Raw genomic sequence first — 16,808 nt, forward strand, 5'->3', positions numbered from 1 at the left:
CACGTACATCGCATCAGTTGGCGGAAGGTTTTCTCTGCAAATTGCGATGGAGTTAATCTAAATATGAAAGAGTTTGTCTGTGAATACAAATATGGTGGTTACTTGTTCCACTTGTGAGCAAGATATTGATTGTCGCATTGGGTACTCGAATCGTACTGTCCAGCCATTAAGCTTTGGGTGTCCGGTTTGTGGTTCGCTTCTCGAAATAACTTTGGATATATCTTGTGCGCCGCAATCAGGTTTTTCATTTAAAGGTTGTCAACCTTGTGAAGATAGAGCTCAAGGTTCATTCGGCAGCGGCAACCCCTTTGTTAATCTCCATCTTGATTTCCCAGTTAGAGAAGGGGGTTATAGAATGGGTGAAACTCCATATTTAATGGCTTTCGAAGAGGTTGAGAAGAACTCAGAAGACCATGTGGTTGCTCAGAGGAAAATGCATGATTTTACGATGAAGCTGGACATTTTAAATGAAATGCACGAGAAAGCCGATGAAGTCAGGCGACTTATAAACTTATATAGCGGGAAAAATAAGCAGCTTTTTCAATTGCGCGCATCTCAGTTTCTGGAGAAGCCGGAAAACAAGTCGCTGCTTCCTCAGGATGTTAATGCTACGCTTTATTTGGTTATAGCAAAGGCATTTTTCCCTTTTACTGTTTTTGGTCAGGGGAAAGAAATATCATCGGCTATGCCGCGCTTAATGAATGGTCTTGATCAAGATAAGCTGGATGAGTTCGTTCTAAGCTTGGAGCAGTCTTCTTTTTTGCCGACTCTTCATCGGGATTGTATTAAATTATATCCAAGGATATTTTACGCGGAGCTTCCTCTCCGTCCGGCTTTGTTTTTGGATATGACTAGGCATGCTGGCACTGAGAAAGTCGCCACTAAAATATCATCACAAGATTTTTTGACTTTAAAAGATCTGTACAAAGATATTATCGAGGTTGTTAATCGTCAGCTTGTTCTAGTTGCGGGGCTGAATAATCTTCAGCACCGAGGTGGTGCTGATTCCTTCAAGGCCATAGACGGCGGCTCTCTTAGTAGCCTTAGAAAATTCTCTGAAAAGACACTTTCGAACAAGTTTAAATATTTGGATGATTGTTGGTTTAATCTGTCCGGCGAGGTTTTTAATCTCGGTCTTCGAAATGCAATAGCACATAATAACATTGATTACGATGTCTCTTCGCAAGTTATCACCTACTACCCTGAGGGCGGCAGGCTGGAGGAGCCGATAGCTCGTAAAATGGTTTTTCTAGACTTTATGCAGTTGTTGCTCGATTCTTTTCGAGAGATGCATAATCTTAATCATGTTATGAAGAGTATCTTGTACTATAAGTATTTGGTTTATGACCGTCGCTATTCCAGTAGTGGGGATTAAACGTCTAATGTGGTGAACCTGGCTTTGCCGAGTGGGCACTACTACTTAAGTTGGGCAAATATCCACTATTGAGGTGGGTTGGCGGAACTTACGCCGAGCGCCATACACCATAAGCCTCGCTGGCCACTAGGCGGGGCGTTTTGCTTTGACGCAGGCGGGAAAGACGGCAAGTCGCTGGGCTCATAATCCAGATATACTGGGCTTGACTCCCGTACCTGCTACCGCTAACGCGCCCTGGTCTTGTGCTGGAACGCTTACGCTTTTGCCGTATCGACCCACTTTCATCCTAGCCCCCGGCTAGTGGGCATGAACTGCCTTAATGCTGGACAAATATCCACTTTTGAAGTAACTTATATGTAGCTTGGCGATAGTTACGCCGGGCGACATACAACATCACGCCTCGCCGATTTCCCGGTGAGGCGTTTTGCTTTGACGCAGGCGGGACAGACGGCAAGTCGCTGGGCTCATAACCCCAGGGATACCGGGCCCAACTCCCAGGCCTATTACCACTTTAACGCCCTGGCCATGTGCCGGGGCGTTTGTGTTTATGCTGCCTCACTCGTCCCCCCCGAATCCAGTTCTCCAGCTGGTGGGGTGGCGACGTCTGTTGATCATGCGCCGCCAGGCGCATTGCCCGCCGTACCGGGCTTTTCTTTAGCCAACGCAATGACGAGCCGAGTCCGCCATGTCTTCACGAGTCGCCATCGAAGAGGGCGCCCGCATCGCCCCGGTCGGCTTCGGCTGGGCGACGATCATGAATGCCGATCCTGCTACTCAGGTGGGTCTGGGCGCCGGCATTCTGACCTGCCTCTACATGCTGGGGCAGCTGTGGTGGATATGGCGCCGTGCGCGTATCGAAGACGAGAAGCTAAAGATGCTTAAGCGCGAGCATCTGGCCGAGCTTGCCGCCAAGCGCGACACAGGATCATCTCAGTCAGTGGGTGAGTCATGAGAATGCTCAAGCGCATCGGCATTGCAGCCCTGGGTAGTTCGACGGCCATGGGGCTGGCACTGAGTACGGTGAGCCACTTCGAAGGCAAGGAGAACGCGGCCTACGTCGACCCAGTAGGCGTAGTGACCATCTGCTATGGCCACACCGCTACCGCCCGAATAGGCCAGACACACAGTGATATGCAATGCCAGGAGCTGCTGGCCAACGACCTGGGCGATGCATTCGACGCTCTCGACCGCTATGTCGATGTCGATCTGCCGCCTGCGCGCGAGGCGGCGCTGGCGTCGTTCGTCTACAACGTCGGCGTCGGTGCCTTCCAGCGCTCGACCCTGCTGCGTAAGCTCAATGCGGGGCAGGTGGTCGAGGCATGCAACGAACTGAGCCGCTGGGTATATGCCGGCGGCAAGCATCTGGCCGGGCTGGTGCGGCGCCGAGCAGTCGAGCGTGAGCTCTGCCTCTATCAGCCGCCTGACGAAGCCATGCTGGCCGGCGATGCCGATAAGGGTGAGGGCTGATGGTTTCGACCATTCGCTGGGTGCCGGGCTGGGTGTGGCTGCTACTGGCTGGCCTTGCCGCTGCGGTGACTGGTTGGCTGCATTTGGAGACGGTGACCGCCGAGCGGGAGGCGGCGCTAGCTGATCTACGAGCGGCGCGGATTGAGAACACTGCACTGGTGGCGACTCTTGAATGGCGTCGGCAGCAAGCTGAGCGGAAGGACGCGGCGCTAGCGGAACGAACACGCGCCTTGGAGGCAGCTAATGACGAAACCGCCACCGCTCGCGCTGCGCTGACCCGACTCGAGCGAGATGATGCCGAGACCGCTGACTGGTCGAGCACTGCTGTGCCAGAGGCAGTGATCGCTTGGGTAAAAAAGAATATCGGAAGTACGGCTGCTAGCAGCGCTTCCCAGTGAAATATGAGAAATGCCTGCCTGAATGCGGGCAGTGAACCGAACAGAGAGAGAAAAGCATAAAGGCGGGCGAGCCATTGGTGTTGGAGCACCAAAGGCTCCCCGGCCAACGATGTCTAGGATCGTGAGCCGAGCGCGGCCCGCCCCCCGTGCACGGGAGCGGGCATGTTATCACGTTGATTCCGTTAAGGATGCTCATGACCGCGAAACCCATTATCCCCTGGATCGGCGGCAAGCGACGCCTTGCCAAGCACATCTTGCCGCTGTTCCCGGAACACGTCTGCTACGTCGAACCCTTTGTGGGGGCAGGGGCGCTGTTCTTCATGAAGGAACCGTCGAAATCGGAGGTACTCAACGACATCAACGGCGAGCTGATCAATCTGTACCGCATCGCCAAATACCACCTCGAGGAACTGTACAAAGAGTTCAAGTGGGCGATGAGCAGTCGACAGCAATGGGACTGGTTACAAGTAACGCCACCTGAAACGCTGACTGATGTTCAGCGTGCCGCTCGCTTCCTGTATCTGCAGAAACTGGCCTTCGGGGGCAAGGTCAATGGTCAGAGCTTTGGCTCTGATACCACGTCGCGCCCTCGCTTCAACCTGTTTTCGCTTGAGCATGACCTGTCTGAAGCACACATGCGGCTAGCTGAGGCCACGCTTGAGCACCTGTCCTGGGAGCGAGCGATAGCTAAGTATGCCCGACCGCACACGCTGTTCTATTGCGATCCACCTTACTGGAAGACCGAAGGCTACGGTGTTGAGTTTGGTTTCGAGCACTACGAGCGCCTTGCGGAGCTGATGGCCACGGTGAAAGGCAAGATCCTGGTCAGTATCAATGACCATCCAGATATTCGCCGAGTATTCGCAGGCTTCGATAAGAAGCCGCTACGCATCACTTATACCGCCGGGGGAGGCAAAAAGGCCAAGCCAGCCGGCGAGCTGCTGATTGCGAACTTCGAGCTTGAATGCGCGGCGTAGGGCCGCTGGGCTGCTTATCGGGCAGAAATTGAGATCGTCTCTTGAGATGGCGAGGATTGAATGGCACCCCCGGGCTGGGGGTGCCTGGATCTTCATCAACCTGTTTTCTGGTTAACCATGCAGGAGCGTGACGATGCCAATACCGCTGATTGCTCCTGCACTGCTGTGCCTGATGCTGTGGCTTGGGGGCTGCGCGGCACCTGAACCTATGATGGTGCCGGTGATCATGAAGCCGGAGCTGCCGGCACACCTAACTGATCCCCTCGGGCGCCCCGAGCGCCCTGTGGCTCAGAATCGCGACCTGCTTCAGCTGCTCGCTGACTATGAAGAGTTGCGGCGGAGGGCCAATGCAGATCGCTCCGCGGTTGTGGAGATTATCGACACCAATGAAGGAAGCGAGCTATGAGACTCGCCACCCATTGATCCAGAGGATCTAAAAATCCTGGGCCTCTGTTTGGCGAGAATCTCGCAACTGCTGAGAGTGAGCTCTTCCACATTTTTATACCGCATGATATGTGGCTAGGGCTAACCGGTATCAGCTGGCAAGCACAGAATAGTGATCTTGTCGTTCAGTCAGGTCCCAAAGTTTATGGTCGCCTCAGGTCCAGTGGCACCCTTTGCTTCCATACAGTCAAACCAGAATGAGCCAGGGTTACCTTCGTCCAGGTAGGTAGACGTGATGTATGGGATATTCTTAACCCGAGAATGAGAGGTCTTGCTATCTCCAGCGACTACGCTCCTCGTTACACTTAAGGGAATCGATGTTGTTACCACCTTTCCGTCTTGCTGATATGACTCGTCTTGCGGGTCTAGGTAAGGCTCTGTCTTTTCGAGAGTTAGTGTCAGGCACTCATCGCCAGCCTGAGCAACATTATCTAGATAATCTGCATTCACATTCGTTGCTACGATCGTTCCAAACATCGTTGCAATAAGTGCGATCTTCTTCATTGACAGCTCCGATTTAAAGGTTTTTTGCAACATGATTCTCACCGACGCAGGCTGAGCAAAACAACGAATAGTCCCGAAGGCCTCGGTTACTCGGTGCTCCAGCTACAGGGCTATGTAGTCTGTGAGATGGTGGCAGAACCCACTATTCATAAGTCTAATCTAAATCGCAAGGTGCTGAAGCCTTAGGGTGCGAGAACTAGGCGCATATCAATAAGTTGCTGCTGCCCATAAGTGAGCACTTAAGAGCAACTACATCGGCATCGGTGCTCATCACCTAGTGGATGATGCGCCTGAACCTAGCGTTGTTCGTAACTTTGCTGATTGAGTCTGAAGGCGTTGGGGCCTCCTGCCCACAATCGAATTGCTGAAAATCGCGGGTCCTTCCCGGCAGGGTAAGGCCGGCCACGGGGACGCGCAGGCGCGGTGTTCGGGAAATTTTCGGGGTTCCAGGGTGCTCCGCCGCAGGTGGCAAAGATCTACCGCGGTTGAGCGGCTCGTGAGCTGTGCGACCTGAGCATTCGCAATATGAATTTTCGACCGTCTATGTACGGGTCGGGAGGGAGCAGTTTAGACGTGTGAGGTAGGCCATTCATGGGGGAGGTGATCAACAGCCAGGATGCCTACAACTGGTCTATTAGCCGGATAGCGGACGCATTCGGCAAGGATCGTCGAACCGTTGGTAAGCGTCTCCAAGAGGTCGGGGTTAAGCCGGCGGGTAAGCGGCGCGGTAGCCCCGTTTATGCCCTGTCTGATGTTGGCCCTGCACTTTTCAACGAGGCACGGCGCGGCACAGGCGAGGGTATCAACTTCGATGATTTCCCCGATGCTCGCAAAGCCTGGTATCAGTCTGAAAACGAGCGGCTCAAGTTTGAGGAGCGTACACGCCAACTGATACCTGAAGATGAGTTTGCCCGCGAACTCAGTTTCTTGGCCAAGACAATGGCGGCAGGCCTGGACTCTTTGCCGGATATGCTCGAGCGCGATGCTGGTTTGTCGCCGGAGGCCATTGAGCGCGCCCAGGTGGTTATCGACGGGCTGCGTGAACAGATGTACCAGGCCGCGATCGGTGATAGTGGGGGTGGCGTCGATGACACATACCGCTGACGCTGCCGCTATTCGTCGGGACGTTGCCAGCCTGATAAGGCCGCCCCGGCGTGTGCGGGTCAGCGATTCGGTAGCCGAGTCGATGTATGTGGTGCATGGCAACGGCACTAAGTCGCTATGGGACCCCAATAGCGCCCCCTATATGGCCGAGCCCATGGACTGCATGGGCTCACGGCTCTATGACGCGGTGATTTTTATTGGCCCCGCCAGGACGGGAAAAACGATCGGCCTGATTGATGGCTTCGTCACCTACAAGATTATCAACGACCCAGCCGATGGGCTGATCGTGCAAATCAGCGAGGAAAAAGCGCGCGAGTACAGCAAAAAGCGCCTAGAGCGGAGCTTCAATGCCTCACCGGAGGTGGCAAAACGCCTTAGTCCGCGCGGCCACGATAACAACGTCCACGACAAGACGTTTCGAGCCGGCAACTACCTGGCGATTAAGCACCCCAGCAAGAACGTTTTTGCATCGTCGGATTATCAGTTTGTGCTGCTAACCGACTATGACCGCATGGTGCAGGACGTGGGCGGCGAGGGCTCAGGGTGGATTCTGGCCAGCAAGCGTACCCAGTCGTTTGGATCTACGGGGATGACGTTGGTGGAGACCTCGCCGGGTCGCCCGATCATAGATATGGATTGGGAAACACCGGCCGACGAACCCCACCGGGCACCGCCGACGACCGGCGGGCTGGATCTTTACAATCAGGGCGACCGCCGGCGTCTCTATTGGCAGTGCCCCGAGCGTCGTTGCAGGCGCTGGTTCCAGCCGATTCAAGAGCATTTCAACATGCTGAGCGGCCGGGTTTTTTGCCCGCACTGCTCGGCTGAGGTCGACCCAAAGGCCAAGCGTGCCCTTAACCTGGGTGGCCGTTGGGTACCGGAGGGCTGCGAGCTGACGCTTGAGGGCGAGTTGCTTGGTCAGCGCCGAGATACGCGCATTGCGTCGTTCTGGATGGAAGGGCCGGCGGCGGCCTACCAAACGTGGGCGTCACTGGTGGCCAAGTTGACCGCTGCTGAGGAAACCTACAACACCACCGGCAGTGAGAAAGACTTACAGTCGGTCACGAACGTCGACTGGGGCCGGCCTTACAAGAGCAAGGTTCAAGTCGAGCGCCGGTCAAGCATTGGCTTGATGGGACGCGCCGAGAAGGTCGAGCGGCGCACCGTACCGCGCGGGGTGCGATTTCTCACCGCGACGGTCGACGTTCAGGCCGGGAAGCGGCGCGGCTTTGTCGTTCAGGTGCAGGGCACCGGCGTTAACCGTGAGAAATGGATCGTTGACCGCTTCAACATCACCGAAGATCGCGGCCCGAAAAACGACCAGGAACCCCGCGCGATCGATCCGGCCAGGCATCCCGAGGATTGGGACCTGCTGACGCGCGACGTGTTGCATCGAACCTATCGGCTAGCGGACGACAGCGGCCGGCGTATGCCGATCTTGGCGCTCGGTGTCGATACCGGCGGCGAGAAGGGCGACGGCGATGAGTCAGTCACGAGCCAGGCTTACAACTGGTATCGGGGCTTGAGAAAGCATGGCTTGCAGGCCCGCGTGTCGCTCTTAAAGGGCGGCAGTTCTGACACCGCGAACCGAGTGCGTCGGACAGAACCGGACAACACCGGCCGCAAGAACCGTCACAGCGGCGCCAAGGGCGACGTTCCGCTTTATATCCTCGGCACCAATATTTTGAAAGATACCGTAGCCGCGATGATGGATCGCGAGCGGCCGGGCGCTTGGTATTTGCACACGCCGGATTGGCTCGGCCGTTGGTGGTATGACGAGCTGACTTATGAGGTACGAGACCCCGCGACAGGCAAATGGAAAAAGCCGGGTAAAAAGGCCAACGAGGCGTTCGATCTGCTGGCTTATGACTTGGCGCTGGCCATCATCCTGGGCGTCGAAAAAATCAATTGGGACGCGCCCACGCCTTGGGCGACTGATTGGGATAAAAACCCGTTGATCATCCATTCGGATCAGCAGCGCCCGGCGTCGCCGCCAGCGACCAAGCGGCGCCGTCGCAGCCACATGATAAGGAACCGAAGCGTATGACCGACGAGACCTACACCGCTCGCCTGGCTAAGGTGCGCGAGGCTATCGATAAGATCCTCGAAGGCTCCCAGTCTTGGACGTTTGGGAACCGCCAGTACACCCGTGCCGACCTGCCCACACTCCACAAAATGGAGCAGCGTTACGAGCGGCTAGCTAGCCGGGAGAAAAAAGCGGCCGCCGGAAAAAACGGCCGTAATCGCGTCCGCTACATCGGGTTTTGATTATGCGCCTACCGTTTTTCCCCAAGCCCGAGGCTAGTCTGGCCAGCGAGCGTGAGCGCTTCGCGCGTGATGAAATTTCGCGGCTACGGCAGAGCCAGCAGAGCACTACAGCCAATGTAGGCAGTGAGACGCGCCATCGCGGTGCCAGTCAAATGGTCCGTTCGATGCTTAGCTGGCTGCCGGGGCTTGGCAGCCCTCGACAGGACGCGCCCACCGGCGAGCGCGAGATGCTGATAAGCCGTTCGCGAGACGCCTATCGCAACCACATGCTGGGGCGCGCGGCCATCAATCGGGCGGCTACTAACGTGGTAGGCATGGGGCTATCAGTGCGACCCAACGTCGACGCCGAGGCGCTGGGCTTAAAAGATGATGAAGCCAATGCCATTAACGGTGAGCTGGCGCGGGGCTTTCGGCTATGGGCTGAGAATCCGCTTGAGTGCGACGCAGAGGGCGCGCTTGATTTCTACATGCTGCAGCGTTTGGCCTTCATTAGCGCCATGGTTAGCGGTGACGTGCTAGGGATGACCCCCTATAGCCGGCTCCCTGGCCACATTTTCGGTACCAAGCTGCAGCTCATCGAGGCCGAGCGCGTCAGTAATGGACTGGGGCAGAGGGATAAGCCCGACGAAATAGACGGAGTACGTATCGACGGCCTCGGCCGCGCCACCCATTACCGGGTATGTCGTGGCTACCCCAGCGACCACACTACGCCCCAGGATTTCGATTGGGTCCCGGTCTATGGCGAACGGACCGGCCGGCGGCGGGTGCTTCACCTGATGAACGAGAAAGGGCGCCCCGGCGAAGTGCGCGGCGTGCCCTATTTGGCGCCGATTCTGGAAGCGCTGCAAAAGTTGGAGCGCTTTAGCCAAGCCGAGCTGACCGCCGCCGTTATATCGGCGATGTTTACCGTCGCCATTAAGCATGACCGCAGCGAAGACCCCGAGGACCTTGGCACTAAAGCTTGGGACAGCTTTAGCGATGATCCCAATAAGGCCAATCCAGTAGTCAGTTCCAGCGGCGGCGGAAAAGGTGAGGGAGACAATTTAACCCTTGGCGAGGGTGCCATATGGAACCTCGATGAAGGCGCCGAGCCAGTGGCGATTAGCCCTAATCGGCCCAATGCACAGTTCGACCCCTTCTTTATGGCCATCGTGAAGGAGATCGGCGCCGCTCTTGAGCAGCCATCCGAAGTGCTGTTGATGCACTTCAGTACCAGTTACACGGCGGCCCGGGCGGCATTTAATCAGCTGTGGAAGTTCATCAAGCAGCGGCGGCATCACCTGGGGGTGCAGTTCTGCCAGCCGACTTATGAGCTGGTGATCGACGAGCTGGTGGCGCGTGGGATGGTGAAGCTTCCGGGCTATCGCGATCCGGCCAAGCGCCGCGCCTATGTACGGGCGCTGTGGGTCGGCGAGCCGCTGGGCGCGTTGAATGAACAGGTCGAGGCTCGAGCTGCCACTGAGCGCATCGCCAACGGCACCAGTAATGAAACGCTCGAGACGATGGCGCTACACGGCGAGGACTGGTTAGACGTCGCCCAGGATCGTGCTCGCGAGATCCGGTGGAAGCGAAATAACGGCGTGCCAGTCTTCGTCGGCGGCAAGGTTCATGATTCGCCTAACCCTGATGATGTCGACAAAGAAACCGAATGACCCGCCAATCCGGCGGGTCTTTTCGTAGGAGACCCCAATGCATCCTACCGCCTATGAGCTGGCGGCCAGCCGCCCCTGGCTGATGACCGCTGAGGCCCTGGATAGCGTCATGGCAGTGGCCGACCGCCAGGGCGATGTCGAGGCCCTGGAGGCTCGGTTGGGCCGCCCGCTGGATAATACCCATGCCGTCACCGTGCGCGACGGCGTGGCGGTGATCCCGGTGACCGGGCCGATGATGCGCTACGCCAACCTGTTCACCAAGATCAGCGGCGCCACCAGCACCGAGGTGCTGGCCACCGACTTCCAGACTGCCTTAGACGATCCGAACATTAAGGCGATCATCCCCTTGTATGACACCCCGGGCGGCGAGGCCACCGGCATCAACGAGCTCGGCGACCTGATCTACAACGCCCGGGGCCAGAAACCGATCATCGCCTATGTCAGCGGCATGGCGGCCAGCGCGGGCTACTGGACGGCCAGCGCCGCCGAGGAGGTGGTGGTCGACGACACCGCTCAGCTTGGCAGCGTCGGCGTGGTGCTGAGCCTGCGCACACGAGAGGACCGCCCTGGCGAAAAGAGCTACGAGGTCGTGTCCAGCAACGCGCCGAACAAGCGGCCCGACGTCGAGACCGAGGCCGGCCGCGCCCAGCTGCAGACCCGCGTCGACGAGCTGGCCAACGTGTTCCTGGACAAGGTGGCGCGCAACCGCGGGATTCCGCGCGACCAGATCAACGACCGTTTCCGCCAGGGCGGCATGGCCACCGGGGCCATCGCTGTGGAGCTCGGCATGGCCGATCGCCTCGGCTCCCTGGAATCCCTCATCGCCGAGCTGGCCGGCTCTCCCGCCAGTAGCCAACGAAGGAGTCCCTCCATGACCACCGTGAAGACCACGGCCGAGCTGCACGCTGCTCTCGATGCGGGCGCCGACCCCAAGAGTATTCAGGTCGCCGCCCCCGAGGCTGTAGATACCAGCCAGATTAAACAGTCGGCGGCCGAAGAAGCCACCACCGCTGAGCGCGCCCGCTGCAAGGGCATTCTCGAGCTGGCGTCTGCCGGCTATGAGGAGGAGGTCGCCGCCGCGATCGACGATGGCACAAGCGTTGAGGCTACAGGCCTGAAGCTTTTCAAGGCCGCCCAAGAACGGGGTATTGGCTTGTCCGATATTGCTGCCGATGGCCAGGGCGTAGCGGCGGCACGCCCACCCCAGCAGGACCAGGAGGAAAGCGACCGTAGTTCTGTCGTCTCGGCTGTCAGTTCCGCCTGGAAGACTAAATAACGGCGGGTGCCCCGCTAACACCAGCGATAGAGGATAACGCCATGCCAGGCATGACCCAGACCAACCACCCTGACCGTAACGGCATCACAGCGGGCAGCTTCCCGCGCCGCTTCATGACCGTGACTATCGAAGCCGGCCAGGTGCAGCCCGCCGGTGCCGTACTCGGCAAGGTGTCGGCTAGCAGCAAATACAAATTATCGGCCACCGCCGCCGGTGATGGCAGCGAATCACCCGTCGTGGTGCTTTTCGAGGACGTCGACGCCACCGATGGCGCCGTTGACGCCGAGGCGATGATCAGCGGCGACGTCCGCGCCGACAAGCTGAAAATCGGCACAGGCCATACCCTCGAAACCGTACGCGATGCCTTGCGGCCCCTGTCCCTGTTCATCGACTAACCGCAACGATCAACGGCGGCCCCGGCCTGCGCCTCACTAATACTTACCCGACAGGAAACACCCAATGCCTGTGAATCTTTTTGATACCCGCACCATGCTGGAGTCGGTGGAGCAGATGAAGCGCGCACGCCGCTTCCTGACTACGACGTTTTTTGGTGCCACTCCGCGAAACTTCACCACCAAGCATGTCGACATCGACATCATTAAGGGGCAGCGCAAGATGGCGCCCTTCGTGCGCCCCAATCGTAAGGGGCGCCTCGTCGATCGCTCTGGCAACGTGATGCGTTCCTATACACCGGCCTACATCAAGCCAAAACTCGAGACTACCGCCGGGCTGCTGCTCAACCAGCGTTCGCCGGGTGAGGCCATCTACTCCGCGCGCACACCGCTGCAGCGCGCGGGTGAGCAGATGGCTCGGGATTACGAGGATCTGGATGACCAGATCAGCCGCCGCGAAGAATGGATGGTGGCTCAAGCGCTGACCAGTGGTCAGGTCAATGTGGTGGGCGACGGCGTCGATGATGTTGTCGACTTTCAAATGTCTTCCAGTCACATCATCACCGAGGTCACGGCCTGGAATGAAGCCGGTGGCGACCCGATTGGCAATCTTCGCAAGTACAAGCGTCTGGCCGCCAAGGACTCCGGCCGCACCGCTGGCGCGGCGGTGCTCAGCGTCGAGGCGGCCGATGCCATGCTAGATAACGAGGATTTCCGTAAGAAGCTCGACACCCGCCGCATCGACCTTGGCATGGTTCGCCCCGAGGAATTGCCGGACGGCGTGACTTATATCGGCTATCTGCGCGATCCGGGAATGGACCTCTACGTCTATGAGGAGTGGTACATCGATGACGGCGGCGATGAGCAGCCGATGATCCCGGCCGGTGGCCTGGTCGTCGGCCCGACTACCAGCCGCTGCTCGATGCTCTATGGCGCTATTCAGGATGTGAAGGCGATCGAGGGCGGGCTGTTCGACGTCGACCGCTACCCGAAAAGCTGGATCGAAGAAGATGAGGGCGTGCGCTTCCTATCGATGCAGTCTGCGCCGATGCCGGGCTTCCATGAGCCTGACGCCTTCGTCTTCGCCACTGTCGCTTAATCTCACCCCGCTGCGGCGGGGTGAGCCGTTTTCAAATTCTTTCGTATAGGAGGCCATCATGGCCGCTAAACAATATTTCGTCGCGCGCGGTGAGATTCATCGCGATGGCAAAGTAATCGCCCGCGAGGGTGACTCATACACGCCGAAGAATGCCGCCGAAGAAAAGCGCCTGCTGTCGCGTGGCGTGATTATGGAAGACGTCGAAGACGACCAAGACAGCGAGGACGACGATTCCGGCGCCGGCGGCGGCGCCAAAAAGTGAGCGTCTTTGACGACGAGGTCGCGGCGGATCTTCCCGGCATTTTAAGCGATGCCGGGGACCCGGCAGATTATGTTGGTGATGCGTTCACAGCCGAAGGGATTATGGTTGTGATCGACCGTGACTGGACAGTCTATGACCAAGATCAGCTGCCCATGAGCGTGAACACGATCAGCGTGATGTTGGCCGATGTGCCGACCTCAAGCCGCGAAGACACTATCACCATCGGCGAGAAGACCTGGAAGGTGTGGCGCATCCTCGAGGATGACGGGCATGTGCGGCGCCTAGAGGTCGGCTAACCAAGGGGGGGCCCATGTTGCAGTTTCGCCACGATATTCGCGATCTGCAGCGCCTCAAGGATCGGCATGATCCTGCATTGGTGGAACGGGCGTTGCGTCGTTCGCTGGACGCCACCAGCCGCAAAGCGGCGACGCATATCTCACGCGACCTGCGCGGCACTTACGCCATCAAGGCCAGGGACGTGCAGCGGCGACTGAAAATCGAAAGGGTGCGCCGGGATGCTACGCGGGCCTTGGTCTACGTCGGCCGGCGGTTGCCGCTCGAGCAGTTCAACCCCAAGCGGCGCTGGGTCAGCGTTGAGCCACGCCGCAAGGTCAAAAGCGGCCCGCGCAAGGGTTCGCTTGCCCGCCGGCGCGGGGCGACGGTTCGGGTTCGCAAGGATAAGGGCCGTCAGGTCGTGCCGGGCGGTTGGTACGCGAAGGACCACATTCTGAGGCGTGCCGACGCCGACGATAACGCCAGTGATCCGCGCATTCAGTTCGGCCCCTCAATTCCGGGGATGGTCGCGCATCCTGCAACGATCAACAGCGCTCAAGAGCTGGTGCGCCGAGAGCTGCAGCGCGAGTTCAACGGACGCCTTGAGCACCTGCTACAGCAGAAAACGGGGCAGAAATGAACGATCCCGATATTACCCAGCTGCTAATCGGTCGCATCAAGGACCAGTGCCCCGGCTTCGCCACCGTAGAGGAAGCCTGGTTTGCCGCGCCGATTGACGATTTCGACGCGGCAACGCCGGCTGTGCTGCCCTACCTCGCTGACGATGGAGCGGCGGGCGAGGTAGAGACGCTACGACCCAAACAAAAAATCTCGATGACCTATGGCGTGTGGCTGGTGTGTAAGCGTGCCGAGTTCAAGGCCCAGCGACAGGCGCTGCGCGAGGCGCTTTTCGGTTACGGCTTTAGCGAAATGCACGATCCCATCGCCTACCGGGGAGGCGAGACAACCGACATTCGCGGCGACCTGATCTGGTGGCGGGAGTTTTGGACGGTCGGCACCTGGTTGAGCAAGTCGCCCAACGCATAACCCCCGTTACGCGGGGTTTTATCTCTAAGGAGGATCTGATGGCTACCCGTCAGGGCGGCGTCTATCGCCGCAAAAATGGCAAGACAGCCCGCGTTGTCGAGCCGGCCGCCGACCAGCGGCTGGGCGCTCATGCTGTGCATCCCATCACAGGGAATGCCAAGCCGGATTCTGTCAAAGGCGCCGCCACCGGCGGCACTAAATCCACACAGCTAAAGGGTGGTAGCGATGCCGACGCCAATTCTTGAGCGCAAAAAAGCCGTTGTTGCGGTGATCGAGCCGGCTTATGGGCAGTCGCCGGAAATTGATACCGGCACGCTGATTTTGGCCACCGATTTTTCGGTAACCCGGTACGAAGGTGATAACGTCGAGCGTCGCCGGATGCGCGATCATTTGGGTGGCTATGCGCAGATCAATACCGGCCCCAATGCTAGCCTAGACATCACCGTGCCCTGGAGCGGCAGCGGCACGCCGCCCCAGGTCGGCACATCGGTAACGGCCCCGGCGCTCGGCGTATTGCTGCGCGGCTGTAAAATGGCCGAGTTGGAAGACCTCGACACTGGCGAGGTGAGCTATGCACCGATCAGCGATGGCGAGGGCGAATCGCTGACATTGTATTATCTGCACGATGGCCAGTTGCAGCGACTGAGCGGCGCGCGTGGCACGGTAAAGGGGCAGGGGCAAACGGGTAACCTGCCAACAATCACCATGTCATTTACCGGGCTCTACAACCGCCCTGTTACCGCCTCGCCGATCACCTTGACGGTTAAAAATCAGGCCGATGAAGTGCCGGTCAATTTCCAGAACACCACCAAGTTCTCGGTGCTGGGATATGATGCCATTGGCCAGAATTTCGCGTTTGACCTGGGCAATACCGTCAGCCATCGCAACCTCGTCAACTATGAGGGGGTGTTGATCACCGACCGGGCCGCGACGGGTACTATCGCGTTTCAAGCGCCGCGCCTCGCCGATTTCGACGTGTTCGAGAAAATCGAATCGCACCAAGGGGTGACCGCCGGGGCTATCGAATTCACGCACGGCACCACCCCGGGCAACATCGTGGGCATGCGCACGGTGAATTCGCAGCTGACCGGCTTGAGCGAGCAGGGCGAGGACGAGATTACCCACTACCAAACCAATGCACGCCATCTGCCGAAAAATGGCGATGATGAAATGGTGCTTTTCTTCAAATAGCCCATTATCGGTAACGCAACAAATAACGCAATAAAGAAATAACGCAATGACGACAGCGCCCGCTTATCGCGGGCGTCGTCGTTTCTGACCTTTAAAAAGGAGCTGAAAACATGGCCGCATCTTTCAAAATTGGCGTGGCGTCCGTCACTAAAACTATCGATATTCACCGTCCTGGCATGGAACCCGAGCAGTTTACGGCCGAAATTCGCGTGCGCTCGCTGGATGATCAAGAGGCACTCGATAAGAAGCTCAAGGCGGCAGAAACCCATAACACCAAGCATGTGCGGGAAGACTTGCTGGCCCTGGGCGGCATTGTTGGGGCCGACGACAAACCGGCCGAGAGTTCCAAAGAGCTGCTCGATGCCGTTTACAAAGACCCCTATGCACACGTCGCCCTGTGCAAAGCCTGGGGCGAGGTGCAGCGGGGCGTGTCGGAGCATGTCGCAAAAAACTAAACGACCTCGGCCGTGCCTGGGCGCGCGGCCGGGGTGGCGCCAAGAATGAGCTAAAAAGCGACCTGGAAGCCTGGGGGGTCGAGGCACCCCAGCGCCTGCAGCAGCCGAGCCACAACATTATCTGGCCCGAAAACGCCCAGGCGTTCGAGGTGTTTCGCGACTGCGCAAGCCAATGGCGCTATATCACCCCGGTTGGTGCCGCACCGGTGCCGACCGGCATAGAGCGCACGGCATTGGCCAGCTCAATGCAGATGCTGGGCATAGACGATACCCGCGACACCCTGAAACGGGTGCAGCACATCGAGGCCGGGGCCTTGGCGGTAATGCGGGAGTGATTACAGCGGGTCGTTGGGGTCCAGCCCGCAGCGTTTCAGGTAGCGCCGGCGCTGGGCGTCGGGGCTATTCCACGCATCAATCGCGAACAGTGCTGCAATGCTGATAGCTACTCCACCCAGCGCGGCCGCCCAGCCAATCATCGTAAAAATGGCAATGATAACGGCGAGGCTTAATAGCGAGCCGATGGCCCGCATCACGCCAGGCATCAAACCGCTGACGATGAGCAACACCACCAGGATGGCGAATAACAGTAGTCCAATCATATTTGTCGTCCCTGCATTGATTCTT

23 protein-coding genes are annotated in these 16,808 nt (G+C 58.4%); 21 read left to right on the top strand and 2 right to left on the bottom strand.

Going from position 1 to position 16,808, the window contains the following annotated elements; genetic code table 11:
- The first annotated feature begins 79 nt into the window (after positions 1-79).
- The 6 genes from BLR71_RS01950 (at position 80) to BLR71_RS01975 (ending at position 4,623) form a co-directional block, all read left to right on the top strand.
- Positions 80-1,375, top strand: coding sequence for a hypothetical protein (locus BLR71_RS01950; protein WP_217629300.1), 1,296 nt, complete (start codon positions 80-82; stop codon positions 1,373-1,375).
- A gap of 685 nt (positions 1,376-2,060) precedes the next feature.
- A complete protein-coding gene (locus BLR71_RS01955) occupies positions 2,061-2,327 on the top strand; it encodes a hypothetical protein (RefSeq protein WP_092522530.1) in 267 nt (88 codons plus the stop codon).
- 2 nt (positions 2,328-2,329) lie between these two features.
- The gene (locus BLR71_RS01960; RefSeq protein ID WP_245696311.1) at positions 2,330-2,842 is read left to right on the top strand and encodes a lysozyme; all 513 of its coding nucleotides are present in this window, start codon (positions 2,330-2,332) and stop codon (positions 2,840-2,842) included.
- Positions 2,842-3,240: a hypothetical protein gene (locus BLR71_RS01965; protein WP_092522534.1), complete on the top strand. Its 399-nt coding sequence runs from the start codon at positions 2,842-2,844 to the stop codon at positions 3,238-3,240. The genes BLR71_RS01960 and BLR71_RS01965 overlap by 1 nt, the downstream gene beginning before the upstream one ends.
- 194 nt (positions 3,241-3,434) lie before the next feature.
- The gene (locus BLR71_RS01970) at positions 3,435-4,217 is read left to right on the top strand and encodes a DNA adenine methylase (protein ID WP_092522536.1); all 783 of its coding nucleotides are present in this window, start codon (positions 3,435-3,437) and stop codon (positions 4,215-4,217) included.
- 133 nt (positions 4,218-4,350) lie between these two features.
- A complete protein-coding gene (locus BLR71_RS01975; RefSeq protein ID WP_092522538.1) occupies positions 4,351-4,623 on the top strand; it encodes a hypothetical protein in 273 nt (90 codons plus the stop codon).
- Between the two features lie 167 nt (positions 4,624-4,790).
- Here the strand turns inward: BLR71_RS01975 and BLR71_RS01980 are convergent, their stop codons facing one another.
- Positions 4,791-5,165 carry a hypothetical protein gene (locus BLR71_RS01980; protein ID WP_092522540.1) on the bottom strand — a complete coding sequence of 125 codons (375 nt, stop codon included), beginning with the start codon at positions 5,163-5,165 and terminating at the stop codon, positions 4,791-4,793.
- Between the two features lie 591 nt (positions 5,166-5,756).
- Between BLR71_RS01980 and BLR71_RS01985 the strand changes: the two genes are divergently transcribed.
- The 15 genes from BLR71_RS01985 to BLR71_RS17975 all read left to right on the top strand — a co-directional run bounded on the left by BLR71_RS01985 (position 5,757) and on the right by BLR71_RS17975 (position 16,519).
- On the top strand, positions 5,757-6,269 hold the full coding sequence (locus tag BLR71_RS01985; RefSeq protein ID WP_092522542.1) for a DUF1441 family protein: 513 nt from the start codon (positions 5,757-5,759) through the stop codon (positions 6,267-6,269).
- The gene (locus BLR71_RS01990; protein WP_092522544.1) at positions 6,253-8,316 is read left to right on the top strand and encodes a phage terminase large subunit family protein; all 2,064 of its coding nucleotides are present in this window, start codon (positions 6,253-6,255) and stop codon (positions 8,314-8,316) included. Before BLR71_RS01985 ends, BLR71_RS01990 begins: the two co-directional genes overlap by 17 nt.
- Positions 8,313-8,537 (top strand): hypothetical protein, encoded by a 225-nt coding sequence (locus tag BLR71_RS01995; RefSeq protein WP_092522546.1) that lies wholly within the window; start codon positions 8,313-8,315, stop codon positions 8,535-8,537. The genes BLR71_RS01990 and BLR71_RS01995 overlap by 4 nt, the downstream gene beginning before the upstream one ends.
- Before the next feature lie 2 nt (positions 8,538-8,539).
- Positions 8,540-10,189, top strand: a complete 1,650-nt coding sequence (locus BLR71_RS02000; protein ID WP_092522548.1) for a phage portal protein — start codon at positions 8,540-8,542, stop codon at positions 10,187-10,189.
- 37 nt (positions 10,190-10,226) lie between these two features.
- A complete protein-coding gene (locus BLR71_RS02005; protein ID WP_092522550.1) occupies positions 10,227-11,465 on the top strand; it encodes a S49 family peptidase in 1,239 nt (412 codons plus the stop codon).
- Positions 11,466-11,506: 41 nt separating this feature from the next.
- Positions 11,507-11,860 (top strand): head decoration protein, encoded by a 354-nt coding sequence (locus BLR71_RS02010; RefSeq protein WP_217629301.1) that lies wholly within the window; start codon positions 11,507-11,509, stop codon positions 11,858-11,860.
- Between the two features lie 64 nt (positions 11,861-11,924).
- Positions 11,925-12,956 (top strand): major capsid protein, encoded by a 1,032-nt coding sequence (locus BLR71_RS02015; RefSeq protein WP_092522552.1) that lies wholly within the window; start codon positions 11,925-11,927, stop codon positions 12,954-12,956.
- Between the two features lie 58 nt (positions 12,957-13,014).
- Positions 13,015-13,218 carry a hypothetical protein gene (locus BLR71_RS02020; protein ID WP_092522554.1) on the top strand — a complete coding sequence of 68 codons (204 nt, stop codon included), beginning with the start codon at positions 13,015-13,017 and terminating at the stop codon, positions 13,216-13,218.
- Positions 13,215-13,514 (top strand): head-tail joining protein, encoded by a 300-nt coding sequence (locus BLR71_RS02025; protein ID WP_092522556.1) that lies wholly within the window; start codon positions 13,215-13,217, stop codon positions 13,512-13,514. Before BLR71_RS02020 ends, BLR71_RS02025 begins: the two co-directional genes overlap by 4 nt.
- Positions 13,515-13,528: 14 nt before the next feature.
- The gene (locus BLR71_RS02030; protein WP_092522558.1) at positions 13,529-14,131 is read left to right on the top strand and encodes a hypothetical protein; all 603 of its coding nucleotides are present in this window, start codon (positions 13,529-13,531) and stop codon (positions 14,129-14,131) included.
- On the top strand, positions 14,128-14,538 hold the full coding sequence (locus BLR71_RS02035; protein ID WP_092522560.1) for a phage tail terminator protein: 411 nt from the start codon (positions 14,128-14,130) through the stop codon (positions 14,536-14,538). The genes BLR71_RS02030 and BLR71_RS02035 overlap by 4 nt, the downstream gene beginning before the upstream one ends.
- Before the next feature lie 38 nt (positions 14,539-14,576).
- Positions 14,577-14,783: a hypothetical protein gene (locus BLR71_RS02040; RefSeq protein ID WP_092522562.1), complete on the top strand. Its 207-nt coding sequence runs from the start codon at positions 14,577-14,579 to the stop codon at positions 14,781-14,783.
- On the top strand, positions 14,764-15,729 hold the full coding sequence (locus tag BLR71_RS02045; protein ID WP_092522564.1) for a phage tail tube protein: 966 nt from the start codon (positions 14,764-14,766) through the stop codon (positions 15,727-15,729). Before BLR71_RS02040 ends, BLR71_RS02045 begins: the two co-directional genes overlap by 20 nt.
- A 110-nt stretch (positions 15,730-15,839) precedes the next feature.
- Positions 15,840-16,184: a hypothetical protein gene (locus tag BLR71_RS02050; protein WP_092522566.1), complete on the top strand. Its 345-nt coding sequence runs from the start codon at positions 15,840-15,842 to the stop codon at positions 16,182-16,184.
- The gene (locus tag BLR71_RS17975; RefSeq protein ID WP_092522568.1) at positions 16,127-16,519 is read left to right on the top strand and encodes a DUF1799 domain-containing protein; all 393 of its coding nucleotides are present in this window, start codon (positions 16,127-16,129) and stop codon (positions 16,517-16,519) included. Before BLR71_RS02050 ends, BLR71_RS17975 begins: the two co-directional genes overlap by 58 nt.
- Here BLR71_RS17975 and BLR71_RS02060 read toward each other — a convergent pair whose 3' ends face one another.
- Complete coding sequence (locus BLR71_RS02060) at positions 16,520-16,783, bottom strand: hypothetical protein (protein WP_092522570.1); 264 nt, start codon at positions 16,781-16,783, stop codon at positions 16,520-16,522.
- Positions 16,784-16,808: the final 25 nt, after the last annotated feature.

Origin of the sequence: Onishia taeanensis (assembly GCF_900100755.1) — a bacterium.
Lineage (GTDB): Bacteria > Pseudomonadota > Gammaproteobacteria > Pseudomonadales > Halomonadaceae > Onishia > Onishia taeanensis.